The organism is Mobiluncus curtisii ATCC 43063 (genome assembly GCF_000196535.1).
In the GTDB taxonomy this organism is placed as follows: Bacteria; Actinomycetota; Actinomycetes; order Actinomycetales; family Actinomycetaceae; genus Mobiluncus; species Mobiluncus curtisii.
In genome coordinates this window covers 1,252,150-1,277,893 of the sequence record NC_014246.1, presented here as the reverse complement: position 1 = coordinate 1,277,893, position 25,744 = coordinate 1,252,150, and the positions used below count along the sequence as shown (strand labels likewise).

Below are 25,744 nucleotides of genomic sequence, written 5' to 3'. Positions count from 1 at the left end.
GCTACTGCCCATATCCCACTATATAAACGCAGGGGAGCCATCAGACCAGGGCGGCGAGGATGTCAGACAGCGGAATATCGCCCTGACGCAGCAAGCGCGGGGAATCCTGTGTCAAACGGACAATGGTGGATGGATGCCCAGAGGGAGACACGCCAGCATCCACGTAAACGCTGACCCGTTCCCCAAAATAGTTCGTGGCGGCGGCAATATCGGTAGCGGGAGGTCGCGTATGCAGGTTGGCAGACGTAACCGCCAGCGGACCGGTATAACGCAGTATTTCGAGGGCACGAGGGTGGTCGGGCTGGCGCAACGCAATCGTCCCGTGAGTCTGACCCAGGTCCCAGCCCAAAGCTGGGTTGGCAGTCACGATTATGGTCAAAGCACCGGGCCAAAAGCGCTCTGCGAGCAAGCGGGCGGCGCGCCGCTGACTCGCGCTAGCCTGCGGTTCCGGCGCCATTAAATCCTCCAGTGCTGCCGGACCGGAAACCAACACCGGCGGAGGAAAATCCTCGCCCCGACCTTTGGCATTTTGCAAACGCGACACCGCCACGGGCGCGAACGGCACCGAAGCTATTCCATAAACCGTATCGGTCGGCATGACCAGCAGCTCGTCACGTTTCACCGCTGCGTCAATCACTGCCAAGTCAGTCTGGGTAATGGGACCGGTCAGAGCATCAATTATTTTCATAGAGCCGATTTTAGTCCCCCGGTCGACCAAGCTGACACCACCGGAACAGACACTCCCACCACCCTTGTGACCGAGGCACCAAAACAAATACCCGGAGCAGCTCCGCAGTAGCGCGCAATAAGCCAAAGCGCCCGAAGCGCTAACCTATTGCGCTGTCACCCCACGTGCTCAGCAATCGGCTATTCCGGGCGGTTGAGCCATTTGGTTAACTCCGTTGCCCGCGCCGACTCCAGGGCTGAGAGATAGGGCACCGGATCAATGCCCGCCAACTCTACGTAATCAGTCAACATGGTGCGCACCACGTCTTGCAGCTCCTCGGGTTTCCACGGTTTCGCCACGTACTGATCGAGCCCAGCTTCGTTCACCGCGCGCACGGTGTCAGCCAGGTCAGCCTGACCGGTCACCAGGACTTTGCGAGTCAACTGGGTGCGTTCGTCAGACATCATCTGGCCCATGAACTCGATACCGGTCGTGCCGGGCAACCGATGATCGCACAGCGCCAACGCCAGGGCATCACCATCGTCAGAGATTTCGTCGATAACCTCCCAGGCATCGGGCACATCCTCCGCCGGCTCAATGCGTAAAGTGTCCGCAAATCCCAGCAGGTCACGAGTCACGGCGGCACGAACTTCCGGTTCATCTTCAAGAATTAGGATGGCGAGTTTCATGGTTTCTCCTTCATTGGGGATGCTCCTATTCTTTCATCCCGTCGTGAAGTTTGGACAAATTTGCCCTAAACGTCAGAAAACGAGAACTGACGAGCCACGCAAACCTGCCCGACTTGGCTGGTGAATCTAAAGCGAGACGGGAGTCCCCGCGATTGGCAATTCCACGGTGGCCAGGGTGCCCCTCGGGTGGGAGACGTTTTCCAGGCGGATGGTCCCGCCGTGATTTTCCACAATCGAGCGGCACAACCCCAGACCAATGCCCATTCCAAACCGCACTTCGCCGCCCTTGGTGGAAAAATGCGGCTCAAAAATGTGTTCGATGACGTCAGCCGCGATACCCGATCCGGTGTCGCGGAAGGTCACGACGATTTGGTCGCCGCGGGCTCTGGTCGCGATGGTCAACTGACCAATCATTCCCGCCAGTTCGTCTCGATTGGTGGGGCGCTTGCCGACCGCGTCGCTGGCGGCAGAAGCCTCGCCGGACATGGCCTCTACCGCGTTGGTAATCAAGTTCGTCCACACTTCGTCGAGCTGGCCGGGATGGCAAGAAATTCGTGGTAGGTCGCCATAATCCACGTTGAGGTCGATTTTGTCCAAGCGGTGTGACAACAGGCGCAGCGTGTCCTGCAGCCCGGAGTTGATGTCGACGTTTTGTACCGGATCCCCATCGGGACGGGCATAAGAGCGCAGCGAGGCGACCAGGTCAATGATGCGTCCCGAGGCGGTGCGCAGGTTGCGCAGACTGGTGCCGATGGCAGCCGCCTGTTCCAAAGCTCCCAGATCCGCGTCCGGGTCGGCTTGCAGGTCTCTGGCGAGGTTGCGTGCCAAGTCGGTGCTGTAGACTCCCGCCACGGACAGGCGTTCCACCAGGCTCGCGTCTCCGAGGATTGCCAACAGCTCGCGTTTGCGCGCCCGCGTTTCCTTGGTGGACAAGAACGGGGCATCCTCCGCATTTTCCAGGGACTCCAGAGCCAGGTCGCGCCAAGTCGGGTCCGGGCAGGTCGACAGCAACATACGCATATCCTCATGAATGTAATCTGCGGCGCGGCGAATCGCTGCCACCGGATTGTTGAGTTCGTGCGCCACTCCCGCCGCCAACTCGCCCAGTGAAGCAAACCGGGCTTGAGCAGCCATTTCCTCCCTGGTTTCGCGGAGTATTTCCAGGGCTTTTGCCAAATTTGCCCGCTGCACTGCCAGTTGGTCTGCCAGCACTGCCGACTCAATGTGGAGATTTTCGGCACGCCGCAACCGGCGGTCATAAGTGCGCATAAACAGGGCTGCCACCAGCAGCGACACTCGTGAGTCCCCGGCGATAATCATGTTCATTTCGTCGAGAGTCAGTTCGATTCCAACGACTTCTTCGGTCACCACAGCGGTAAAGAACGCGCCGATTTCTTCCCCGGAGGATAACATCCCGATGATGCGCCCGGTCGAAGCGTGGTGCATCAGTAAGTCCCCGCTCGCCGAGGAACGTTCCAGCGCGATGCTGCCCGATAGTGCCAGGATAATGCTGCGAACCGGCTGACCTTCCTCCGTCAGATGCGCCCCCACCGGGAACGTAATCCGCTCCTGGGGTCCCAAGATAGTCTCGGCGCGACGCACGATTTCGGCAATGATTTCTTCATCGTCCTGTTCGAGGTCAAACACAAAGCGTCTTTCGTACATGCCACTATCATGCCGGAATTTTTCCTGCGCACAGGTAGGTTTGCGAGCCGAGGATTGTTTTGAATCAGGTCGACGAGACTCCGACTACTCGTAACGCAGCGCCTCGATGGGGTCGAGTTTGGCAGCTTTGGACGCTGGATAGTAACCGAAGAAAATCCCGATACCCAGCGAGAATGCCAGCGAGAACAGCACTCCGCCCAGGGGCGGAATCGCGGGATTACCCATCGCGTTAGCTCCCAAATATCCCGCGAGACCACCAAACGCCACTCCGAGAAGACCTCCCAGCAGACACACCATCATGGCTTCAACCAGGAACTGTAGCCGGATATTCCACTGGGTCGCCCCCAGGGCTTTGCGAATGCCTATCTCCCTGGTACGTTCAGTGACCGACACCAGCATGATGTTCATCACCCCAATACCGCCGACCAGCAAACTCAGACCCGCAATCACCGACAGCCCCATAGCGATAGTGGAAAAGACGTTCTTAACCTGGTCCATCATTGAATCCATAGAATCAATTTGCACTCCATACTCGGAGTCAGCCCAGGTCTTATCCAAGAACTCCTGCAAATCGTGTTTCAAAGCCTTCGCATCAGTACCGGGAACCGGGCGCACGGTCGCCCAGTTAAAACCGGGTTCTTTGGTGCCAGTAACTTCCTCTTCCAGGGTGTAAGGGATATAAAAGGTCGTTCCACTCGACCCTCCGCCCCCGCCGAGGAGGGCTCTGGCAGCCCCTTTCATTTGCACCTGCCGGACTACCCCGATGACTTGGAAAGTCGTTTGGGACTCGTCGCTGTCAAACTCGAAACTCTGACCCACGGCGTTTTGCGCCGCTCCCCCGAACAGTTTTTTCGCTATTTCGTCAGTGACGACTGCCACCGTGTCCGCACTGTCCACTTCGCTGTCTTCAAAACCGCGACCGGCGACCAGTTCCATGTTTGACCCGATGAGGAAATCCTGGTTGGTGGTTTGCACATCCGCGTCCACGTCTCCGCCCGTGCCCGTAGCGGTGCCGTAGCCACCCGCACCTTGCACGCTGATACCTTTGATTTGGCCGGAAAACTCCTCACGGATTTGGTCCAGGATTTCCGGAGTCAGATATTGGTCGTCGCCGTCGCTATCCGTGCCAACAGAGCTGGTACCGTCATTCCCGGACATGTCCTCGTCCTCTTCATCAGGCTCTGCGGGCATGCTGCCGTCATCTTCCGTACCAGGCTGATCTTCGTGAGATTTATTCTTGGCGATGTTTTCCTTGGTATCCACCGAGAGGTACATATCCTGCCCTCCCAGAGAACCCAACGAGTCAGTCACCGCGCTGGTCACCCCGCGGGAGATAGTGAGAATCGCCACCACGGAAGCAATCCCGATGATGATACCCAGCAGAGTCAGAATGGCTCGCATCTTGTTCGCCCACAGTCCCGCCAGGGCCAGGCGCACGTTTTCTCCAAAAGTCATTGGGCACCTCCTGGGGTGGGCACGCCCTCGCCCAGCACACCGTCCACCATGGTAAAGATGCGCTGGGTTTGCTGGGCAAGCTCGGGGTTGTGGGTAATCAACACGATAGTTTTACCCTGCTCGCGGTGCAGCCGGTGGAACAGGTCCATGACCATCAAACCGGTGGCGGTGTCCAAAGCACCGGTCGGCTCATCTGCCAAAATAATGTCCGGGTCATTGGCCATCGCCCGCGCGATTGCCACCCGCTGCTTTTGCCCACCGGACAACTCGCTGGGCTGATGGTGAATCCGTTCGCTCATGCCGACCAGTTCCAACAGTTTCAGCGCCCGTTCACGCCGCTGAGCACGCCCTACTCCGGCATACATCATGGGCAGTTCTACGTTCTTTAACGCATCGGTACGTCCCACCAGGTTAAAGTTTTGAAACACGAACCCGATGGAAAGCGAGCGTATCAACGCGGCTTCGTTATCGTCAGCTTCGGAAATATCCACATCTCCCAACAGGTAACGACCCGAAGTAGGTCGATCCAGCAGTCCGATAATGTTCATCAGGGTGGACTTGCCCGAACCGGAGGACCCCACGATGGACACGAACTCTCCCGGATAAATCGCCAGGTTTACACCCTTCAACACAGTTAGCTCGTGGTCGGTACCCAGAAAGAACCCCTTGTAAATGTCGCTCAACTGGATGACCGGCTGCGGTGCTACCGCCCCCGACTGACCGCCACCCTGCGGAGCGAGCGCGGGAGGGGACGCTGGTGCAATCACCTGACCCTCAGCATGACCTACCGGCAGGCTCATCATCCCATCGCTCCATCTGTCTGCTCCATTGTCTGTGGAGTGTCGACGTAGTGACCAGTTTCTCCAATCAAGTCGAGATAGTTCATGGCGTTATCCAGCACGGATGTGCCGTCTTTGATGCCTTTGCCCTTGATTGCTGCCATGCCGTTACCTTCCACCAGGACTTCTACCTGGACTTCACGAATCTTCGGCTGTTCTGAGTCAGGGTTTTCGACCACCAGCACGGACTTTGGACCATCATCAGCAGACGTCCCCGGCGCCATCATTCCTCCCGAAACGGGAGCTTTGGGAGAGTGCGAGTCCTGACCATCTACCGGGGTGGCAGAGTCAATGAGGGCACCTTTTGGCACAGTCAAAGCGTTCTTTTGCCCGGCGATAATCGCCTTAACCTTGGCGGTAGACCCCAGGCGCAAGCCCTGTAAATCGCCCGTCACCGTAATCTGCACCGGGAACATAACCGAAGTATTTCCACTCCCGCTCCCGCTGCTACCACCCTGGTCAGCACCCGGACCGGACGGCGCGGCGGTCTGGTCGACGGCTGCCGGAGAGATAAATGCCACGGTCCCCGTGAATTCCTTGTCTCCGGTGGCGGGGGTGGTAAAAGTGACCTGGTTACCCACGTTGAGCTTGGCGACCCCGGATTCTTTAATCTGGGTTTCAATGACCATATTTTGATCGTCTTCCACCGTCATCAGGGAGCCTTCCGGCGCGGCACCGACCTTGGCGGTTACGGAGGTCACAATGCCTGCCATCGGGGACGTCACGTGCGCCGAGCTAATGTCTGCCCGCAGCTTTTGGATGGCGCTCTGACCTTCTGCCATGCCCGAGCCGGCAGTGGCTTGCGCTGCCCGCAATGCCCGCAGATTTGAGTTCACTTCCTGGGCGGCATGGATTTTGGCAGAGTCCAGGGCGACTTTGGCGTCAGAGACGCCGGTTTGCGCCTTGGCGACCGCTTCGCCCGCATCGGCGATTTGGGAGTCAATCTGGCGCAGCGCAGCGCGGAATTGGCGCCGTGCCATGCCCAAGTTTTCGCTGGCGTGGTTGGCGTTTTGCTTGGCTTGAGCCTGCTGGGACCACGCGTCCTTGACGGCTTTCTCGGTAGCATCGGCGTTTTGGTCCTTCGCGTCGACCTCCGACAACAGTTCAGCGATACGTTGCTTGGTTGCCTCGATTAGCTCAGCGAGCTTATTCGGATAAGCCTTCAGTGTCGGGTCCTTCTTAATTCGCTCTAATTCTTTCCTCGCTAGTGCTAAATCGTCCTTAGCGGAGTCCCTTTCAATAGCCGCAATATCGCGCTGCGTTTTCGCATCTGCCACCGCGGCCCCAGCCCGGTTCGCTTCCATTTTGGCGTTTTCAGCTTCTTGATTTGCAGAACGCAAAGCATTTTCCTGGTCCAGCAAAGCCTGCAGAGTGCGGTTATCCTTTTCCTGCTTCATCTGGTCATAAGCGCGGGATGCTTTCACATATTCGTTCTGCGCTTCGTGCAGGGCGGTCTGCGCCCCGCGAATATCCTGGTTCAAGCCCTGATCCAAGGCACTTTTGGCGTTTTGGTAATTTTGCGCAGCCTCGTCAATGCTGTTTTGTTGAGTGACGCGACTCTCGTTTAGCTGGGACTGCTGACTGGACAGCTGGGACATGGCCTCAGAGCTGTCCAGCTGCGCTAAAAACTGCCCCCGACTCACGCGGTCCCCTGGCTTTACGTTGAGCGTCTGTACTTTCGAGTTCAACGACGAAAACAGGGTCATGCTCTTGGCGCTTTTCAGCGTGCCGGTCATGCTGAGGCTCTTGGTCACGTCGTCTTTCGTAACGGTAGCGACGTCCCCGCGATAAACGGCGGTCGGGTCGTACTTGGGCGCCCCTATCCCCAGCAACGGCGGAACAACCAGCCCGGCGACAACCAAGACTGCCACCACGCTCACCCCGATAATGATTTTCTTTTTCTTGCTTGATTTTTTCTTGCCGAATTTCAGCTTTTTCTTGTCCTTAATCAGGGATTTCGAGGACTTTGCCGAACCCTCTCCCGCCACGGCAGTGACAGGGGTGACAGTCGGGTCATCGACGGGAGTGATCACAGGTTCGTCGCTCACAATAACTCCTTATTATCAAAAACGCTTTTGAAAAACTATAAACTCCGGGGGACGATTTCGTCCTGTCAAAAGCGTCGTAACCAGGAAAATCAGTCCGAAGTAGGAGACTTTACCAGTGCCCGGATACGCCGCTCTCAACCCTCAGGAGGAGACAGTCCCAGATTATCCCGGCTCCCCGTCAGCTTGCAATCAGGGATATCCCTGATTTAACCCTGACCAGCCCTCAGCCTTCACGCCATAGCTTGCAAGAAACGAGGGCGTCCTGCCAGGTCACACCGGGTTTGCGCGCCCCTGAGTCCGAGTGCTTCGGCAGCTTTCACCAAGGCTTCACCTTGCGACTCGGCGTGTTCCATCACGATGGTGGCTCCCGGCAGTGCGACCGCGGCGGCGGCAGCCAAAAATGCCCGCGGGCGTTCCAAACCGTCAGTGCCCCCGCCATAGAGTGCCAACTGCGGGTCTTGGGCGGCTTCGGGTTGCGTGACCGGGTCGACCACGTAGGGCGGGTTAGTGGCGATAACGTGGAATTGTGGTGGGATTTCGGCGCGCACAAGGGCGTTGCGCAGCGTTTGCGGGTCGGTAGCGTCAGCGAGCAGGACCCGCGCCGCTACTCCGGTAAACCGGGCGTTTTCCGCCGTCAATTCCACCGCCGCTTCTGACACGTCCACGCAGGTCAGCACCGACTGGGGAACCTCGGAGGCAATAGACAACCCCAATGCCCCCGAACCGCAGCCGAGGTCCAGCACCCGCGGAGCGACCCCTTGCCGCACCCAATCCGCTGCCGCGTCGATGGCCCCTTGTGCGACCCACTCCGTCTCGGGACGCACCACAAACACCCCCGGGCGGGCGTGTAGGGTCAGGTGGCGAAAGTACATGACCCCCATGACGTGCTGCAACGGAACCCGGGTGGCGCGCTGTCCGACCAGCTCAAAGAACCGTTGCCAGGTAGCCCCGTCCAGGCGCTCGCCGTAGCCGGGTCGGTGACCCAACACGTGCTCCAGCAGCAGGCGCGCTTCACCGGGAGCATTGTTGATTCCGGCCTCGCTCAACACGAAAGCCGCGTCATTGAGCGCCGACCGCGCTGCCGCTTGCTGGGGTATCTGCATCGAATTCCTTCCGCCGTCTGGGAAATACACACCTATGCGGCGAATCCACGGGCGTCAAACCTGCTGTTTCGCCTGGATTGCCAGGTCTGACAGACCGGCGCTATGGGGAGGTTTGAGCCGGGGTGGTTAGTGGGCGGACTTGCCCACTGCCGCCAGGCGGGCGGCTTCGTCGGCATCAATAGCGGATTGGATGACCGGAGCCAGGTCGCCGTTGAGCACCTGGTCCAGGTTGTAAGCCTTGTAGCCGGTGCGGTGGTCAGCGATGCGGTTTTCCGGGAAGTTGTAGGTGCGGATTCGCTCGGAGCGGTCCACGGTGCGGACCTGGGAGGCGCGCGCCTCAGCCGCTTCAGCCTCGCGCTTCTCTGCCTCCAACTGCATCAGGCGGGAACGCAGCACCCGCATCCCCGCTTCTTTGTTTTGCAGCTGGGACTTTTCGTTTTGCATCGACACCACGATTCCGGTGGGCAGGTGGGTGATGCGCACCGCCGAGTCGGTGGTGTTCACGGACTGACCCCCCGGTCCTGAGGAACGGTACACGTCAATGCGCAGGTCATTAGGGTCAATCTCGATGTCTCCGGTTTCCTCAGCCTCCGGCATGACCAGCACGCCTGCTGCCGAAGTGTGGATGCGCCCCTGGGACTCGGTGACCGGCACGCGCTGGACCCGGTGCACCCCGCCCTCGTACTTCAGGTGTGCCCACACGCCTTCCTCCGGGGAGGGGTTGCCTTTCGCTTTGAACGCAATCGAAGCGTCTTTGACTCCACCAAGGTCGGATTCAGTCAAGCCCAGCACCTGTACCGCCCAGCCCATCTTTTCGGCGTAATGCTGGTACATCCGCATCAAATCACCAGCAAACAGGGCAGATTCCTCGCCGCCCTCACCGGCTTTGATTTCCATAATCACGTCACGGGCATCGTCAGGATCCCGCGGGGTCAGAGCCTCAATCAAATCAGCGTTGGCTTGCTCAAAAGCGGCTTCAAGACCGGGGATTTCCGCCGCAAAGTCCGGGTCCTCGCCTGCCATTTCGCGCCCGGCTTCCAAGTCGTCACGCGCCTGCAACCAGCTCTGCACCACGGTGTTGACACGGCTCAGTTCCGCGTAACGGCGACCGACCTTGCGGGCATGAGCCTGGTTGGAGTGCAGGTCCGGGTCGCTCATCTGCACCTCAAGCTGGTGATACTCCTCCAGCAGGGCTTCCACACCGGCAAATTCTTCAGGAAAGTCGCTCATTTCGGACCTTTCAGTTCGCTTTCAAAATCGAGGTGAGTACGGGGAAAATACCAGGGAAGTCCCTGGCAAATAAAAGACACCGGTCGGTAAAATGTACCGACCGGTGCCAAAGTTCTGCTATTCCGCTGCAGCGGCAGAAGCCTTTGCGGCGTCTTTCTTAGCTTTATCTGCAGCTTTCTTCTTGGCATCGTTAAACTTGGCGTAGCGAGCCTCGAAGCGAGCCACACGACCACCGGTGTCAAGAATCTTTTGCTTGCCGGTATAGAACGGGTGGCAAGCCGAGCACACATCCACACGCATCTGACCGGAAGTCAGGGTGGAGTGAGTGGTAAAGCTGTTTCCGCAGGTGCAGGTGACCTCGGTCAATACGTATTCGGGGTGGATTCCCTGTTTCATGATTACTCCTTGGGTATAAAGGCTCCGGGTCCCGCGGCGGAGGCTTAGGGTGAACCGGAAAAACCAAGGGTCTATTATGCCACAATCCACAAAGTCACACCAACTGGCGCTACTACGACCGTGGGGCTACACCCGCTGGTCTGGGGACTTCTCGATTCAATGCGGTAATCAGTTATCATAAACATGGCATAGAGGGGAAACCATGACACAAGATTCTACAAATCCACAGCTGGAAATTCGTGGTATCGTCAAGAAAAAACGCCGCTGGTCCATCGTGGTCGGCGTCAGCGCGGGGGTTCTCGCCCTCGGTTTGACCGGTGGCGGCTGGGCTTACGCCGCGCACTATTCCAAGTTGGCCCTGCCCCACACTACGGTCGGAAAACTCGACGTCGGGGGCATGACCCCCGATGAACTGAAACGCCATTTGACCGACAACTGCCAAAATCTGCGCGTCACCTTTAGCGGAGACATTCCCCAAAAATCCTTGAGTCTGGGACAGATGGGTTTTGACTGCGACGTTCCCGGCACCGCCGCTGTCGTGATGAAAGCCAACCACAACCTGGGCGAAGTCTTGGCGTCCACCGTCAAAGAACGCCAGGTCACCCCCCTTTTCACCCTTGATAAAGTCGTCGCCACCCAGGCCGCTCGTGCCCTGACCGCTGGACGATCCGACACCGTCGTTGACCCGCATCTGGGATTTAACAGTGAACGCGGCACTTTTGAGGTGCAGGCGGGCAGCGCTGGGCAAGGCGTCGACCCGAAAATCGTCATCGCCGCCGCTCAAAAAACCTGGAAGACCCAGACGAAACAAACCCTCAAGGTGAAACTGACCAAAGTTTCCCCCATCGCCCCGGATGCACAGCTGAAAACTTGGGCAAAGACCGGAAACGAACTGATTGCCCCGAAAGTAAACCTGATTGGTCGCAAAGTCGGGCATGTCATTCCCCCGGCAGATAAAGCCCAATGGGTCGAAGTCACCGAGAACGGACCGGTCATCAGCGAAAAGAAAGTGCTGGATTGGCTAAAAACGTTTACCGACGAAAAAATCGACGTGAACCATGGTCCCGGCGAACGCACCATGACGAAAGATGGCTACCTGTTGACCCTGACCAAAATGGCTCTGGACTCCAAGAAAGTCTCGAACAATGAGACCATCGCCGCCGAAATCACCGCCGCCCTGAAAGCCGGACAAAACTATCGCGGCGTTTTTGAAATGGCAGTCCAGGAAGGCAAATTTCACGACACGGTCGTGGACGAAAACCTGCCCCGCCCGCCCTACAAAGCCAAGCCGGGGGAAAAGTTCATCAGTATCGACCTGACCAACCACACCGTAGCGGCTTGGGAAGGCGACAAAGTTGTGTGGGGACCCGTCGAAGCAGTCCACGGATCGCTGCCATCCCCGACCTATCCCGGAATTTTTCACGTCCAAACCAAACTGGTGAACGCCCACATGAAAAACGATAACGCCTGGGACGGTGCTTATGACACGTGGAGCCCCTGGACCATGTATTATCACGGCGACTACGCCGTACACGGCACCAATACTCGCTGGAATTGGGTGCAGACGAACTACGGTGGGTCACACGGCTGCGTAAACTTAAAGCCCGCCAATGCCAAAGAGCTGTTCAATTGGGCTCGAGTGGGAACTCCGGTGGTCATCCACCGGGCTGGGGTCCTCTAGGTATTCGAAAGGTTCCATGGATGCCCTTCCCGTATCATCCGACGCATTTGACGCCGCAGCATCGGCGTGGGTCGCTCACATCCCACCCCGGCTCACTCGCGCTCGGGGCAGCGTTGCTGCTGGTGTTCGGAGCGAGCTGGCTGACATTTAGCCACCCGCCGGTGTGGAGCCCGGAGCAGTCTGCCCAAATCAGCGCTGCGCGCCAGGCAGCATGTCAGCGCAGCGTCACTTTGCGTCTGGGGAGCAAAAGCTTTTTAGCTAAGCCCGACCAGGTTTGCTCCTGGCTGCAGCCGGTACCGCAACCCACCAAACAGCTCAGTCCTCAGCCGCTGCCCAAGCCCCAGTTCAACGTCAACGCGATTACTCAATGGGTACACTCCTGCACCTCCCAAGTCGAAAAAACCGCCGTAAACGGAAAACGACAGGTGGACAGTGCGGGTCGCCTGGTGAGCCTGCTGAAAGATCCGGTCAATGGGGCGACGGTAGACCACCCGAACAGCCTGGTTACCCAGATTAAAACAGCCCTGCACAGCAGCACCGGCAACGTGAAAGTCGCCGGAAAGCTGTCTCCCCACCACGCCGGTTTCGATGACACCGTGGTGGCAGATCCGCCGCTGACCTACCACCCCCAACCCAATGAGAAATGGGTTGACGTCAACCTGACCACCCACACTTTGGCAGCCTACGAAGGCGATAAGCTGGTCATGGGACCAGTCCCGGTCGTTCACGGACACCGGCTCGCCCCCACCGTGCAGGGCGTGTTCAAGATTTATTCACGAGTTCCGTTCCAAGACATGACCGGGATCGGGTTTGACGGACCGTATTCCGAGCCGGCGAACTATATCCAGTATTTTCACAAGGGGTTCGCCCTCCACCCCGCACCGTGGCGCACCAGTTTCGTCTATACTCCCGATACCGGTTCGCACGGCTGCGTCAATATGCGTCCCGACGATGCCAAGTGGATGTGGGATTGGGCGGACACCAACACCACGGTGGTGACGCACCCGTAAGTCCGCCGGTCCGCTACGCGACGTAACCAGCAGCTGATTCGTCCAAATCCCCAGTCAAACCGGCGCGCTGCGCGCGTCGACCGAAAACCACAATCCACGCCACGAGGACCGCATAAACCACCACTGCCACCGCTATCTTTACCGGTGTCAACAATGCAGACGGCGTCAAGAACGCTTCTTCTAGCCCCGAAATCCCCAGCAGGATAATCAGCCCGGCTGCCACCGGTCCGAACTGGCGACCTGCCCGCGCCAAGGACACCATGCGTGGATCCTCACCGGGCACAAACAACGCCCAAAACAGCCGCAGCGCCGCGGCGCAAGACAACACGATACAAGACAGTTCCAGCAACCCGTGAGGGGTGATAAGCCCGAAGAAAATCCCCAAATCACCGTACTTTGCCATGATGGCTCCTGCCACCCCCACATTGGCGAAGTTCATCAACAACTGGTAGACCGGATAGGCACCGGTAAAGAACATAGCCACCATCATCACGGCAATCGTCGCGTTATTGGTCCACACTTGGGCAGCAAAATCCGGGGCAGGATAGTTTGAATAATAGGCTTTGAAAGAATCTTCGGCATATTGGCGCATCTCAATCTCGGTTTGCTGCGCCAGCAGAATCTCGGGATGGGTATAGATCCAAAAGCCCGTAAACACCGCGGTAATCAGCGATAACGCCAGCAGCGCCAGGAAAACCGGTCCAATTCGATACAGCGCCAGGGGCAGAGTCACGGTAAAGAACCCGCCCACGGACTCCCGAAACGTCCGGCGCGTCCCCCCGATACGCCCTCGTGCCGTGGACACCAGATTCGTCAAATCCAACACGACATCCGGGTCAGTCGGTACGGAAGTGATAGTCGCCAAATCCGCACTAGCGCGGTGATATAGCCCCATCAGTTCGTCGATTTCTGCCCCGCTCAGACGGGGTTTGCGGTTTAACGCCGCCAGGCGTTTCCAGTCCTCAGTCCGCCCTGCGGTATACGCATCGATGTCCATGCTGCTAATTTATACTCAATGGAACAATTTAGCGGAACGAAAATCCGACCCGACGTGGTCATCACCGGTGAAGCCATCGCCCTGCTGGTGCAGCCGGCGTCACTATTTTTGCGCGTCGCGGCAGCTATTGTCGATGCCATCGTCGTGATTTTAGGGATGATTATTACTTACGAAATCCTGTTCCTGATTATGGAGCTGCGCGGTGACGGCGACGAGATTCCATTTTTTTCCAACGAGGCACAAGTCGCCGCGTTCATCTCGATAGTCACGGCGGTATGGCTGTTTTTGGTGCCGATGCTGGTCGAGACGCTGACCCGCGGCAAATCGCTGGGACGTTTCATCGTGGGGACGCGCATAGTTCGTGATGACGGAGGTCCCATCACTTTGCGCCATGCTTTCGTGCGCACCCTGATTGGCTTGGGCGAGCTATGGATGACGATGGGTGCCGGGGCGATTATTGCGGCATGGACGAACCGGAGAGGCAAACGCATCGGGGATATTTTCGCCGGAACTTACGCCGTTTCCGAGGCGTCCGGAGTGACCCGTAGACCGCTGCTGCTGGCTCCGGAGCTGGCAGATTGGGCAGGGGACGCCAACGTCGGAGAGCTTGACGGGGTCACCACCGTAGCAGCACGCCGGTTTTTGCAAAGCGCCACCAAGATGGACCCAATCCACCGTCAGCGCACCGCCCAAGCGCTCGCCACCGCCCTGGTGAACAGGGTGTATCCACCACCGCCCCCCGGAACTGACCCAGAGCGCTTCATCGCCGCGGTCCTGGTGCTGCGCCGGGACGCCGAGTATCGCACGAACACTGCGATTCAGGCACGTTTGGAACAGAGACTTTCCGCGGTGTCTGGCTCGCGATACGGGATTTAGCGTCTCGCCCTCGCTTTTAAACCACTGCTCAGCTGGTGAGATGGACATAGATTTGGCTGGACACAGCCAGGTCGGGAATCGGCTCTAGGGCATCAATCCCATCACCGTCACCCAAGTTCGTGGTGACCAGCTGGGTTACATACAAATCCGGGGCTTCTACCAGCTGCGGAGTTTCTTCCTTGAGGGGCATCACCGCCGTGGTCATCGCGTTGACGACATGGGTGGTTTCCGCAATCCGATATTCCTGAGGTTTGTTGGTGAGATTTGTGACCAGCAGCTGCCGCTGGGTTGCGGCGGGTCCCATCACCACTCCTCCGCCGGTAGACAGCGCGGGCAGCCACGCCACATCGCGCACAAATTTGTCCGGGTCCGTGGGAGAAACCGAGCCTTGCCGATAGATGACCGCTCCTGCCACCACGGGCTGAGTGGCGTTGACAACCACCGCATAGTTGCCCGGCTGCAAGCCACCCAGCGTGAAATCCAGCACCGCGCCGGGATCCAAATCCAGGTCTTTGCCTCCCGGCAGCGGGAAACGACCGTTTTCGTTGACGACTTCAATGCTGGCTCGTGCCGTATCCGCACCAGGATTTAACAGGCGCACCGCGCCAAGACTCCCGTCCATCGCCACGCCCGGAATGACCTGGGTGGTGTGTGGCAGGGTCGAGGCGTGTACCAGGGAGACTCCCCCCGCGGTCAAGCCCAGCAAACTGTGCGTCTGCAGTGAAGATGCCAGACCGGCTCCGTTTGCGGTGACTCGCACCACCAGACGCTGGCTCCCTCCCACCTGGGATTCCAGGGGAATGGCTTGCAGCTGATGTGCAGGCACGTTGATTTTGTCCCCGCGGGGAAAATCGAGTTTCCCGGTGTCTCCCCAGACTTCGACCTTGGCATCCACCGGATTGGCGGAGGGGTTCATCAGCTGCAACACGCTCGATTCCCCGACCTCGCTCGAACCGCCGACCAGCCAGGATTCCAACTGTGCCGGTTGACAGGACGCACTGGCCAAACCACGATAGTCACCCGAAGACACCGACTGTTCGATGTCAGCCGCCGCCAGGGCAACTTTGCCATCCCACGGTTGCGCCGTGAGGAAACCGCTGACCGGAGTGGAAAAACTGCCGTACAGCATCGCCGATTTCGGGGTCAGCACGAGGTCGTTGCGGGGATTCTCCGGGGGCGGGGCGACTTCTTCGGGGTCATTTTTTGAGGCGTGCGCGGTCCCGGCATGATGCGACTTAGTTTGGTTCGGGGTCGTTTCTGCCGGAGTCGGAGTGGCGGGCTGCGGGGCGCGTCCCAGCGAGCCCAGGGGCTGGTAGACAGCCTTTTCCGGAACCCTATCAGTGCGCGCCAAAACGGTGGAGGTCATCGACCCCGCGATTTTGGGCGGGGTCAACGGCTTGCCCTCCCCATCGACCGCTGCCGGATTCACCGTAGGCGGCACCTGAGGACAAGCCAAGGTAATCTGACCGGGAGGAACCGGGACCGGCTCGCCATAGTGCGGCTTCTGAGCAGCTGCCGGTCGAGTCAAACCAATGGCGACCACCAGCCCGGCCACGGTCACGACCAGCAGGGTGGCGAGGAACCAACGTACCCGCTCCCACCGGCTGACCGTCGCGTAACGGGAGTCCGCCGATTTCACTTCTGGGGACTTCGCCTCTGGCAGCGTATCCTCAACCGTTTCGAGTTTCACAATCTCACCTCCGACACCCGACGCAGCGGTAGGGCTGCTGCCAGGGCAATCAGCAGGGACACCAGCAGCACCGCACCCCACAGCTGGTGGGGAAGATAAGCGTAGGTGATGGTCACGGTGCCGGAGCTGGGGGGCAGCTGATAGAGCGCATTCCACTGACCCGTTTCTACCGGGTCGATAATTTTGCCGTTAAACCGCACGGTAAAGCTGCTATCAGCACGTTCGCTCAACGCCAGCAGGCGTCCCGCCGGTCCCTCCGGGACACGAGCTTTCCCGCCACGCACGTTGAGAGCCTGCGCCTTGACTTCACCGGTCGGCCAGGACGGGTGTCCCCCCTTCCACTGGGCAGGAGCAATCCGAGCCAGGCTCGCCGTGGCGGAATCAGCCAGACGCCACACCGTGCCAGCCTCCGTGGTGGTAATCCGTTCCAGTGGCGCTGCCGAATCCAACGTGTTGACCAGGGCAGTGGTCGCGGCATCACGACTGGGGGGCACGATAATGAAGTTCACGTTCAACTGGGCGAGCTGTTCGCCCAGCTTCGGAGTGGAACCCCCCAGCACCGCTGCCACCGTGGTCTGTAGCACCGCGTCAGCCGCATCGGGGGTACGGGACCCGGTCACGTTACGGTAATTTTTCAGTTTCAGATAGGGGGAAGCCTCAAAAGTCGTGTCCCGCCAGTCCCGCCACAGACTCGCCGTCACCAGGGTGGATTGGTGCGGGGCGCTGGCGACCTCCAGGTTCAGCGCCCGCAGGTGGCGCGGGGAAGACTGCCCTTGCGCGACCGTAGCGGGAAGGCTCGCCTCCCGGAACGTTTTCAGGGCGTTAAAGCCGGAATCGGCAGGAGCCGCAAACTGGTTTACCAACACCGGGGTGGCACCCAAGACCGGAATCAACAGCGCGGCTGCCACCACGGCTTTAGCGCTGCGATTGCTCCAGTTGGCAATCTCTACCGGCATTGTCAGCTCGAGACGCCCCATCGAGAACAGGGCGGACGTAATCAATCCCGCGTGAAACACCGCCAGCCCCGGTCCGCCCCACGCGCATACGGCGTCAGCTCCCGAAACGGAAACCGGGGTGGAACTCGCCAGCCACGCCGTCACCACGCCCCCCAGCGCAAACAGCAGACTCCAGTGCGCCCCGGTGGAACGACCCGGAATAATCACCCCCACCACCACGGTGAGCAGCAACAACCCCAGGGGCAGGAAAGCGAGAATTTGCCAGCCCGGCAGGGCAATGGGCAGGGCCGTCGCCGCCACATCAAGCGGCCACGCCGTGAGCAAATCCCACCAGTTCGGCATAGAGACAGGCAGCGGCACCGACAGACTGGACAGCCACAGCGACCATTGGGCAGGCGAACTCACCGTGAGCATCGCTGTGGGCAAAGCCAGCAGCACCGCGGGAGACAACACAATCAGAGCATGAACGGCTTTCAGCCGTAAACGGGCAGGAATGCGGCTAAAAGTAGAAGCTCTCGTCTCCGCTTGCGCACCGGCATAAAGCGGGTTAGCGACTCCTTTCAGCATCGCCAGCCCCACCAGCAGCACCACGGGAATGACCATAATCACGGACGCACTCACTGTCAGGAACCCGGTGAGGGCAGCAATACCAACCTGAATAATCGCGGCAGAATGCACGCTGACGGTGACCGGTTCGATTTCTCCCATCACGGTGCGAGTCACGGGCATCCCCGTGCCCCGCGCTAGTGAACCAACGAAAAGGGGCACGCTCACTGCCAAAATCCACACCGGCAACTGCCCCAGCCCCATACTGACCAGCAGGTTCGGACTGAGAATCCAGGACAAGGCAGCGAGGGCACGCAACGTGCGAGAGTCCGTGAGGACTCCGCTAGCCCACCACGCGCTCAGCCAGGCGAGAGGCAGGGTCACAAACAACAGGACTGCCAGCACCACCGCCCCTTTTATTCCGACCAGACCGGCAACCTGTCCCAGGCTCGCCACTTCCAGCCCTAGGGGATCCGTTGCCCCGACTGTTGAGCCATAGCCCAGACCGGCAGGAATCCACCCGGAAATCAGGTCATTCCAAAAGTCTCGGTTGCTGGCCGGCAGGTTCGCCAATGCTCCCCCAGACACGCCGCCGATGGCAAAGCGCCAGCCCACCAGTGCTACCAGAATCAGAGCGGCAGCGACGCTCCACACGAGGGTGCGATCCAAGGATTTTTCGGTATAAAAATTACGTCGTGCGACCCCGTCCGGAATCTGGGGACGGCGCTGATCCTTCGCGACGCGCCGGGCAGTCGTTTTGGCTTGGCGGATTTGGGACGACTTCGCTTGGAGGGGTCGCAGGGTGCGGGGGCTAATCTTGCTTTGTCGTGCCCGTCGCAATCGGGATTGCCACGCTGCAAAAGGTCGGAACACCGTTACCAGGGTGGATTTCAGTTCTCCTGCCGCCAGTTTTGGCTCTTTCGTGATGATTCGCCAGAGCACCCGCAGTGCGCCGAGTACCAAAACTGCCAGGGGGAGGAAGATAAACTGCCACCAGGGCGCTGCCACCATCCAGTTGTGCAGCTGGGCGGTGCGCCGGGCAGCAAAGGAACGCTTCGGATTCGGTTCCAGCTTGCCGTTGGCATCCGCATCGCGCCCGGTGGGGTCAAAGCTGCGGGCAGAACGCGCGGGACGTCCTCCATCGGGACCGCGCAGCCCAAAGTAGCCTGCCATCTTGTGATAAACCACGGCGTGCGGCGCCACCATGACCCGATACCCCGCCAGGCGAACCCGCCGGGAAAACTCCAGACCATCACCGAAAGGTCCTAAGTGCGGGTCGAAACCGTCCAGACGGCGAAATGTGTCCCAGTCCACCAGCATTCCCGCCGTGCCCACTGCCAGCACGTCTCCGCGACCGTCGTATTGACCCTGATCGACTTCGCCGGTGTCCATTTCTTGCAGACGGCGCCCGGAGCGAGTCGCGTGGATGCCGACCTCGACGATTTGATTGGCTTTGTCCCACAGTCGCTGTTTCGCCCCCACCACTTTGATGGCAGAGTCAGATTCCAGGACTTTCAGCTGTTCAGCCAGGCAGGTGGGAGCGGGGGCGGAGTCATCGTGCAAAATCCACAGGGCGTGGGGTTGTCCCGGCGGGGGCGTCGGAAAATCGGGTTGCGCGGTAGCTTGCCGCAGCGCTTCGCCCAAGTTGGGGACTCCCGGCGTTTTCAGGACTTTTGTGCCGGAACGATGCGCGACCCCGGAGCTGGAAACGTCGATGACGAACACGTCGCGCGGCGCCAAGGTTTGTCGCGAAACCGCCAAAAGGGTCGCTGCCAAATAGGGCGTCTCCCCAGAAGTGACGATAAGGGCGGTAACTGCAGTGCGCACAGAGTTAAGGATATTACTTCCCTATTGGAGTCAGGACACGCGACGCTTCAAACGACGGCGTTCCCGCTCGGACAAGCCACCCCAGATCCCAAAGCGCTCGTCGTTTTCCAGCGCATATTGCAGGCATTCAGCCTTTACTGGGCAGCAGGAGCAGACGTTCTTCGCTTCCCGTGTCGAACCGCCCTTTTCCGGGAAAAAGGCTTCTGGATCGGTTTGAGCACACAGCGCCTGAGCTTGCCAAGCGAGTGGTCCGTTGAGAATTTCGTCAATCTCTGGGGCTGTATCAGCGAAATCGAGATCGCCTTCACCAAACAGATTCCACAAGGACCCTTCACCTCATTCGCTCGGACAACTTCTGTAGACTCGGCACCGCGTCTCAGAGGGGCCAAGAACCGTTACCTCTAAGTTACACGCGTGTGATTCCAGAGTTCAAGTGGGTTCAGGCTCAGAGTTTGGCTCCAGCACGCGAAAATCCACCAACCGCACAGCTTGAGCGCAAATGTGAGATATATCACATACGCTCGACACGCCCCTGGAACGTTTGCCACAAAAGCAGGTTTGAGAATAATTACCTACTCGTCTCAAGGAATATCGGTCTGGAGCACTACCCCAGTTCCAGCAGCATAGACCGGAACCTTATCTGCCCGGACAAACACAACCTCTCCCGGGTGCAACACCAGACCGGCAGTCGCCCCATCACGCATAGTCGGAGTACCCTCCAAACACAGAATCAGGCGCCCCCCGTGACCGGGCAACGCCAGTTCCCGCCCATCCAGGCGGGTCACCGAAAACTCGAAATCATCCACCGGTGCATAGAACACCTGGGTCGACTCCGTCACCCACTCGGGAGCGATGCGCACCGGCGGGGCAGCGACATAATCCAGACAGTTCAACAGCTCCTGACAATCCACGTGCTTTTCAGTCAGCCCTGCCCGCAACACATTGTCCGAACTGGCCATCACTTCCACCCCCAGCCCGGACAGATAGGCGTGAATCCCACCGGGGGGCGTAAACAGCACCTCTCCCGGTCGCAACGTCACCGGGTTCAGCATCGCTGCCACGATTACCCCCGCATCCCCCGGATAGGAACGTGCCAAACCCATCACGGTCCGGTCCACGCGCACGGACGGCGAGGTTCCCGCCTGCAGACGATCCGTCATCGCCGCCACCGTGGCCTCGACCTGCGCCGCTTGTGGAGTGGTATGGGGAGACAAGAGCCGATCCACTACCGTGCGGATGCCTTGGGGGGACGTATTGACCCGCAGCATGGACACGATTTGCACCGCTAGCTCGGTGTCTAAGTCAGCAAAAATCTCGATAATGCGCCGAGGCGCCCGAAACCCTGCCAGCGCCTCGAACTTCGTAATCGCATAGATGAGTTCGGGTTTATAGTTGGGGTCTTTGTACAGCCGCTGCGGAGAATCCAGCGGGATTCCCGCCAAATCCTCAGCTTTGTAGCGTGCCTCGGCACGGGATTTGTCCGGATGGACCTGCAGGGACAACGGGCGTTTCGGGGCGATGAACTTCATCAGGTAGGGCAGGCGCGGTCCGAAACGCTCCACCACCGAAGCCCCCAACGTACCGACCGGATCAGCCGCAATCCAGTCCTCCAGGGTCAAAGGGTCCTCCTCTACCTGACCGGACTCATCAAGCAAAACCGAAGGCGATAGCTGGTGAGCACCGAACCACACTTCTGCCAGCGTCTGACCGGGCGTACCAATGCCAAAGCGCTCCTGAATAGCACTATCTGAGCCCCAAGCGTAGCGTTTCTCAATCCCTCCGATGCGTTCCACGGTGTTTCCCCTTTCACTGGTCTGGGATTAATTTTAGGGAGGTTTTCGCCGTTCATAAGTCATTTCGGGAGGCTTTTGGTTGATAGGCTTAGTTTCATGCGTGGAATTATTTTGGCCGGCGGATCCGGCACTCGTTTGCATCCCATCACTCTGGGCACTTCGAAACAGCTGGTGCCGGTCTATGACAAGCCGATGGTGTATTACCCTTTGACGACTTTGATTCTGGCAGGAATTCAAGACGTCCTGGTCATTACCACCCCGCACGATGCCCCGTCTTTCCATCGTCTGCTCGGTGACGGTTCTCAGTTTGGGATTCACCTGGAATATCAGGTGCAAGAGGTGCCCAATGGGCTGGCTCAAGCGTTCGTGTTGGGGGCGGATTTCATCGGTTCGCAAGAAGCCGCCCTGGTGCTGGGGGACAACATTTTCTATGGTCCGGGCATGGGCGACCAGCTGCAACGCTTCAAGGGGATTGACGGCGGGGCTGTATTTGCCTACCACGTCCACAACCCCAAGGCTTACGGAGTGGTGGAGTTCGACGAAAACTTCCGCGCGATTTCTATTGAAGAAAAACCCGCGCAGCCCAAGTCAAACTATGCGGTGCCGGGGCTGTATTTCTATGACAACGACGTGGTAGAGATTGCCCGGAACCTACAGCCCAGCGCCCGCGGGGAATACGAGATTACAGACGTCAATAGGGTGTACCTCGAAGCCGGAAAACTGCAGGTCGAGGTCCTGCCGCGCGGCACGGCTTGGCTGGACACCGGGACTTTTGACTCCCTGGCGGACGCAACCGCATTCGTGCGAACCGTGGAAAAGCGGCAAGACCTGAAAGTGGGCTGTCCCGAAGAAGCCGCATGGCGCCGCGGATTTTTGAGCGACGCGGAGCTGGTCAAACGCGCCGAGCCGCTGCGGAAATCCGGCTACGGGGATTACCTGCTGGGGCTGCTGGAGGCATAGTGCCCCCGCGTTGACGCCCCGCAACGCGCGGTTCAATCCAAGTAATCAGCCAAAATCTCTTTAGCTGCTACTTCCCAGCGTTCCTCCCAGGGACCGATTGGCTCCAATCCCAGGTCACGGATAGTTTTGTGCGCCAAAACGGAGAAAGCCGGGCGCGGGGCCGGGCGCGGGAAATCAGCGGTGGTGACCGGAACGACCATCGACGGATCCTTGCCCAGGGAACGTACGATAGCCTGCGTGAAACCATGCCAGTTCGTCTTGCCCTGAGCTGTCCCGTGATAAATTCCGCTGGGCGCTTTCGCTGAAATCAGGCGCCAAATCAAATCTGCGAGGTCACGAGTCCAGGTCGGTTGACCATACTGATCTGCCACCACTGTCAGTCGGTCATGTTCCCCCGCTAAACGCGCCATCGTCTTGGGGAAACAATTGCCCTTGGCGCCATACAGCCAGGCAGTACGCACAATCAGGTAATCCTCGCTGAGGGAACGCAGCGCCCATTCTCCCGCCAGCTTGGTCCGTCCATAGGCTCCTGCCGGTTTCGGTAGAGCGTACTCTTCGCAAGGCGTCTCTCGGTCTGCCGGTTCATCAAACACATAGTCGGTAGAAATATGCACCAGGCGTGCCCCGATTTCCCGGCACTGCGCTGCCAGATACTGCACCGCGGTCGCGTTGATATCAAAGGCCGCACGTTCTTGTTCCTCAGCCTTATCAACCGCGGTAAAAGCGGCGGTGTTGACCACCACGTCAGCCTCCACCACGTGTTCTTTGACGGAAGACTGCACCGTCAAGTCGATTTCCGGACGGTCATAAGTGCGCACGTCCTCCCCCCGGGATTGCAACATCTCGACCAAATCCTGACCGAGCATTCCGTTTGCTCCCACAACTATCCACCGCATTTTGTTTCCCTTCCATTGATTCGCCTGAGTATCAGGACTGTTTTGGGACGCTTTCGCGAGCCAAACCTACCGGGTCTTGTTCCGTGTTCATCATACCCGGCTTTTTCGGCGGGCTTTTATAATGGTAGAGATGAGTACCCAGATTTGGCGCCGCGACCTCACCCCGTTCCCTCCCCACCCGACCTTGGGGGTGGCCATGACGACCTGTAACGGTTCCCGTTTTGTCGCCACGCAGGTACGCTCCATTTTGAATCAACAACTCCCTATTGACGAGCTCACCATCGGGGACGACGATTCTGGTGACAACACCGTAGAGATTGTGCAGAGCCTGGTGGATGATTTTAATCGTCAACATCCCGCCCATCCGATTCGTCTCAACTGGCGCTTACACCGTCCCCGGATAGGAATTCGCGACAACTTTTCTGACGCAATCAGTGCCACCACGACTGATGTCGTGTTTCTCTCCGATCAGGACGATGAATGGGGTCCCGAAAAGACCACGGTACTAACCGCCGCTTTGCGCGACGCGGAGCTGGTGCATTCCGATGCGGTCTTGACCGGCTCCGACGGGCGACCCCTGGGGAATCCGCAACGTCCCAAGAGCCTGTTGCGCGAACTAAAAGCCTCGCCGTCAGAACTGCAGCACTTGACCGAGGGAGATGCGTTTTCCGTACTTTTGAAACGTAATCTCATCACCGGGGCAACGGTGGCGCTGCGGGGAGAATTCGCCCGCGAAAATATGCCGACCCCACCGGGGCTGCTGCATGATGAATGGTTGGCAATGATGGCGGCATTAGACGGACGGTTACGCCTGGTGCAGACTTCTGTGCAACACCCACTAACGTACTACCGCCAACACGGAGGGAACGCAGTCGGGGCTCGCAAGATTACCTTGCGAGACCGTTGGAAACAGCTCACCGCGGGAAATGAATCGGATAACCAGCGTCGGCTGACCCGCGCGCGGTCCTTGGCTCAAGCTGCCGATACACGTCAGCTGGGCACGCCTTCGCAACGCCACGACCTGGTGAAAGCATTGGCGCACCAACAAAGCCGCAGTGACCTGCCCCACCATCGGTTAGCCCGGATTCCCGGCATCGCTGCTGAAGCCATCCGGGGCAACTACAGCCGGTACTCTCGCGGCTGGCTAACCATGATTCGCGACCTGCTCTCTGCCTAGACGCCCCAGCGCGAAGCGAAGCAACGAAGCAGAGAGAAGATATCCCAGCAGCGAAGCCACCACGAAGCCGGCAGTGCCTCGAGAAAGCGCCTCACCGGGAGTCACCCACAGTGCCGCTACGGTTCCAGCCAAGGTCACTGCCCAGGTCAGCACGGCATAGAGATATTTTTGTAATGAAACAAAAACTGCGGCTTGGAGCAAAGCTGCCCCCAAGACCACCGTCGCCGCGAGGATGACCGCCACCAACCAGCCGGGAGCCACGTAAGCGGGACCGAACAACAGGGCTACTGCCCACGGACCCAACCACCAGCCCAGAGCAAAACTTGTGAGGGCTACCGACACGGTCGCGAAAAAGACCTTTCCCAGCAGGGTATAGAGTTCTGCGGCGCGCCCCGCCGCGAGTATCCGGGTAGTCTCAGGAATGACCAGCGCCTGAATCGGGGAGAGCAGCACCAGCGGGATACGGCACAGCGTCACCACTGCAAAAAATACGGCAAGACCGCGTGAGCTGCCTAGTAAGCCGGTCACCAAAGCCGGGTATCCAGTCAAAATAGCAGCCAAAAGGGCGTTTGCCGCCCCCAATGTCAGCACCCGTCCCGCTACGGTCCGCCACGGCTCTCGTGAGTCTGGGGCAAATGGATGCACCCGTAAGCGCCCCAGAGCCACTATCCAACCGTAGGACCCCAAGGCGGTCGCGACTAATGCCCACAGCAGAGAAGGGGCGGTCAGCCAAATCACGAAAGGCAACAGTCCCAGCAGGCGCAGCACCGGTTCAGCCACCAATATCACCGCGTAGATGCCTTCCCTCCGACTCCCCAAAGCCAGACCTCGCATCGAAAATTGCGCTACAAAACCTAGATAAGCAAAAGCCAACACCGCCAGCGTAATCCAGTGAAAAGAACTGGTGCGAGACTCCGAAGTATCACTCCCAAGCAAAACCGCCCCTCCGGGGGTGACCCCGACAAGCAGCAACACCATCCAAGCAAATCCGAGAGCCACGAAGTTGAGCTGCCATATCGAAGCCGGAGGGTTCTGCCCGCGAGAGTGGGCTAGGGCGGTCTGACGCGCAGTTTCCTGTTCTACCAGGGATAGCGCCGACCCCCCGGCGAAAAGGACTCCCCACAAGGCGATAAACGCAGCGTTTTCATCAGGAGGAAGCCACCGTGCCACCCATGCCAACAGCAAGATTCCGAGCAGGCTGGCTGCTATCAGCGCCACCCCAATTATTCCCACTCGTTTCACG

General features: G+C 59.1%; 20 protein-coding genes and 1 pseudogene. 5 read left to right on the top strand and 16 right to left on the bottom strand.

The window, feature by feature from the left end; all coding sequences use genetic code 11:
* Window positions 1–40: 40 nt before the first annotated feature.
* The 9 genes and pseudogenes from HMPREF0573_RS05380 to rpmE form a co-directional block, all read right to left on the bottom strand.
* Window positions 41–688, bottom strand: a complete 648-nt coding sequence (locus HMPREF0573_RS05380; protein WP_004007343.1) for an L-threonylcarbamoyladenylate synthase — start codon at window positions 686–688, stop codon at window positions 41–43.
* A gap of 179 nt (window positions 689–867) precedes the next feature.
* Complete coding sequence (locus HMPREF0573_RS05375; RefSeq protein WP_004007344.1) at window positions 868–1,356, bottom strand: response regulator; 489 nt, start codon at window positions 1,354–1,356, stop codon at window positions 868–870.
* Window positions 1,357–1,482: 126 nt separating this feature from the next.
* Entirely contained in the window at window positions 1,483–3,021 is a 1,539-nt protein-coding gene (locus HMPREF0573_RS05370) for an ATP-binding protein (RefSeq protein ID WP_013189130.1), read from the bottom strand.
* An 84-nt stretch (window positions 3,022–3,105) separates the two neighbouring features.
* The gene (locus tag HMPREF0573_RS05365; RefSeq protein ID WP_013189129.1) at window positions 3,106–4,476 is read right to left on the bottom strand and encodes an ABC transporter permease; all 1,371 of its coding nucleotides are present in this window, start codon (window positions 4,474–4,476) and stop codon (window positions 3,106–3,108) included.
* Entirely contained in the window at window positions 4,473–5,279 is an 807-nt protein-coding gene (locus HMPREF0573_RS05360; protein ID WP_013189128.1) for an ABC transporter ATP-binding protein, read from the bottom strand. Before HMPREF0573_RS05360 ends, HMPREF0573_RS05365 begins: the two co-directional genes overlap by 4 nt.
* On the bottom strand, window positions 5,276–7,363 hold the full coding sequence (locus tag HMPREF0573_RS05355; protein WP_004009026.1) for an efflux RND transporter periplasmic adaptor subunit: 2,088 nt from the start codon (window positions 7,361–7,363) through the stop codon (window positions 5,276–5,278). The genes HMPREF0573_RS05360 and HMPREF0573_RS05355 overlap by 4 nt, the downstream gene beginning before the upstream one ends.
* A gap of 230 nt (window positions 7,364–7,593) precedes the next feature.
* On the bottom strand, window positions 7,594–8,466 hold the full coding sequence (locus HMPREF0573_RS05350; RefSeq protein ID WP_013189127.1) for a N5-glutamine methyltransferase family protein: 873 nt from the start codon (window positions 8,464–8,466) through the stop codon (window positions 7,594–7,596).
* 126 nt (window positions 8,467–8,592) lie between these two features.
* Window positions 8,593–9,696, bottom strand: a complete 1,104-nt coding sequence (gene prfA / locus HMPREF0573_RS05345) for a peptide chain release factor 1 (RefSeq protein WP_004007351.1) — start codon at window positions 9,694–9,696, stop codon at window positions 8,593–8,595.
* 195 nt (window positions 9,697–9,891) lie between these two features.
* Window positions 9,892–10,092 (bottom strand): annotated as a pseudogene (gene rpmE / locus HMPREF0573_RS05340) (50S ribosomal protein L31); the annotation flags it as partial.
* 202 nt (window positions 10,093–10,294) lie between these two features.
* Between rpmE and HMPREF0573_RS05335 the strand changes: the two are divergent.
* Together HMPREF0573_RS05335 and HMPREF0573_RS05330 are read left to right on the top strand one after the other, a co-directional pair.
* The gene (locus HMPREF0573_RS05335) at window positions 10,295–11,773 is read left to right on the top strand and encodes a L,D-transpeptidase (RefSeq protein WP_013189126.1); all 1,479 of its coding nucleotides are present in this window, start codon (window positions 10,295–10,297) and stop codon (window positions 11,771–11,773) included.
* Window positions 11,774–11,793: 20 nt separating this feature from the next.
* A complete protein-coding gene (locus HMPREF0573_RS05330; protein ID WP_013189125.1) occupies window positions 11,794–12,783 on the top strand; it encodes a L,D-transpeptidase in 990 nt (329 codons plus the stop codon).
* 13 nt (window positions 12,784–12,796) lie between these two features.
* Here the strand turns inward: HMPREF0573_RS05330 and HMPREF0573_RS05325 are convergent, their stop codons facing one another.
* Window positions 12,797–13,678, bottom strand: coding sequence for a stage II sporulation protein M (locus tag HMPREF0573_RS05325; protein ID WP_414018034.1), 882 nt, complete (start codon window positions 13,676–13,678; stop codon window positions 12,797–12,799).
* A 120-nt stretch (window positions 13,679–13,798) separates the two neighbouring features.
* Between HMPREF0573_RS05325 and HMPREF0573_RS05320 the strand changes: the two genes are divergently transcribed.
* Window positions 13,799–14,656, top strand: coding sequence for an RDD family protein (locus tag HMPREF0573_RS05320; protein WP_013189123.1), 858 nt, complete (start codon window positions 13,799–13,801; stop codon window positions 14,654–14,656).
* A gap of 28 nt (window positions 14,657–14,684) precedes the next feature.
* On the opposite strand, the gene HMPREF0573_RS05315 is transcribed toward HMPREF0573_RS05320, so the two are convergent.
* From HMPREF0573_RS05315 to manA, 4 genes are all read right to left on the bottom strand, one after another.
* The gene (locus tag HMPREF0573_RS05315; RefSeq protein WP_013189122.1) at window positions 14,685–16,346 is read right to left on the bottom strand and encodes a DUF5719 family protein; all 1,662 of its coding nucleotides are present in this window, start codon (window positions 16,344–16,346) and stop codon (window positions 14,685–14,687) included.
* Entirely contained in the window at window positions 16,343–19,675 is a 3,333-nt protein-coding gene (locus tag HMPREF0573_RS05310; RefSeq protein ID WP_013189121.1) for a glycosyltransferase family 2 protein, read from the bottom strand. Before HMPREF0573_RS05310 ends, HMPREF0573_RS05315 begins: the two co-directional genes overlap by 4 nt.
* Window positions 19,676–19,705: 30 nt before the next feature.
* Window positions 19,706–19,999, bottom strand: coding sequence for a WhiB family transcriptional regulator (locus tag HMPREF0573_RS05305; RefSeq protein WP_004007361.1), 294 nt, complete (start codon window positions 19,997–19,999; stop codon window positions 19,706–19,708).
* Between the two features lie 257 nt (window positions 20,000–20,256).
* A complete protein-coding gene (gene manA, locus HMPREF0573_RS05300; protein ID WP_013189120.1) occupies window positions 20,257–21,468 on the bottom strand; it encodes a mannose-6-phosphate isomerase, class I in 1,212 nt (403 codons plus the stop codon).
* Window positions 21,469–21,564: 96 nt separating this feature from the next.
* Here manA and rfbA point away from each other — a divergent pair, with 96 nt between their 5' ends.
* Entirely contained in the window at window positions 21,565–22,428 is an 864-nt protein-coding gene (rfbA, locus tag HMPREF0573_RS05295; protein WP_004007363.1) for a glucose-1-phosphate thymidylyltransferase RfbA, read from the top strand.
* Between the two features lie 32 nt (window positions 22,429–22,460).
* Here the strand turns inward: rfbA and rfbD are convergent, their stop codons facing one another.
* Window positions 22,461–23,324 carry a dTDP-4-dehydrorhamnose reductase gene (gene rfbD / locus HMPREF0573_RS05290; RefSeq protein ID WP_013189119.1) on the bottom strand — a complete coding sequence of 288 codons (864 nt, stop codon included), beginning with the start codon at window positions 23,322–23,324 and terminating at the stop codon, window positions 22,461–22,463.
* 130 nt (window positions 23,325–23,454) lie between these two features.
* On the opposite strand from rfbD, the gene HMPREF0573_RS05285 reads away from it, so the two are divergent.
* Window positions 23,455–24,501, top strand: a complete 1,047-nt coding sequence (locus HMPREF0573_RS05285; protein WP_236589685.1) for a glycosyltransferase — start codon at window positions 23,455–23,457, stop codon at window positions 24,499–24,501.
* On the opposite strand, the gene HMPREF0573_RS05280 is transcribed toward HMPREF0573_RS05285, so the two are convergent.
* A complete protein-coding gene (locus tag HMPREF0573_RS05280) occupies window positions 24,469–25,743 on the bottom strand; it encodes a lipopolysaccharide biosynthesis protein (RefSeq protein WP_236589687.1) in 1,275 nt (424 codons plus the stop codon). The two genes, HMPREF0573_RS05285 and HMPREF0573_RS05280, sit on opposite strands and share 33 nt — an antisense overlap.
* Window position 25,744 lies beyond the last annotated feature (1 nt).

Coding starts and splice junctions, on each gene's coding strand:
- HMPREF0573_RS05365 (WP_013189129.1), bottom strand. CDS start 4,476: ATGACTTTTGGAGAAAACGTGCGCCTGGCCCTGGCGGGACTGTGGGCG.
- prfA (WP_004007351.1), bottom strand. CDS start 9,696: ATGAGCGACTTTCCTGAAGAATTTGCCGGTGTGGAAGCCCTGCTGGAG.
- HMPREF0573_RS05375 (WP_004007344.1), bottom strand. CDS start 1,356: ATGAAACTCGCCATCCTAATTCTTGAAGATGAACCGGAAGTTCGTGCC.
- HMPREF0573_RS05320 (WP_013189123.1), top strand. CDS start 13,799: ATGGAACAATTTAGCGGAACGAAAATCCGACCCGACGTGGTCATCACC.
- HMPREF0573_RS05380 (WP_004007343.1), bottom strand. CDS start 688: ATGAAAATAATTGATGCTCTGACCGGTCCCATTACCCAGACTGACTTG.
- rfbD (WP_013189119.1), bottom strand. CDS start 23,324: ATGCGGTGGATAGTTGTGGGAGCAAACGGAATGCTCGGTCAGGATTTG.
- HMPREF0573_RS05335 (WP_013189126.1), top strand. CDS start 10,295: ATGACACAAGATTCTACAAATCCACAGCTGGAAATTCGTGGTATCGTC.
- HMPREF0573_RS05350 (WP_013189127.1), bottom strand. CDS start 8,466: ATGCAGATACCCCAGCAAGCGGCAGCGCGGTCGGCGCTCAATGACGCG.
- HMPREF0573_RS05370 (WP_013189130.1), bottom strand. CDS start 3,021: ATGTACGAAAGACGCTTTGTGTTTGACCTCGAACAGGACGATGAAGAA.
- HMPREF0573_RS05285 (WP_236589685.1), top strand. CDS start 23,455: ATGAGTACCCAGATTTGGCGCCGCGACCTCACCCCGTTCCCTCCCCAC.
- rfbA (WP_004007363.1), top strand. CDS start 21,565: ATGCGTGGAATTATTTTGGCCGGCGGATCCGGCACTCGTTTGCATCCC.
- HMPREF0573_RS05325 (WP_414018034.1), bottom strand. CDS start 13,678: ATGGGGCTATATCACCGCGCTAGTGCGGATTTGGCGACTATCACTTCC.
- HMPREF0573_RS05360 (WP_013189128.1), bottom strand. CDS start 5,279: ATGATGAGCCTGCCGGTAGGTCATGCTGAGGGTCAGGTGATTGCACCA.
- HMPREF0573_RS05330 (WP_013189125.1), top strand. CDS start 11,794: ATGCCCTTCCCGTATCATCCGACGCATTTGACGCCGCAGCATCGGCGT.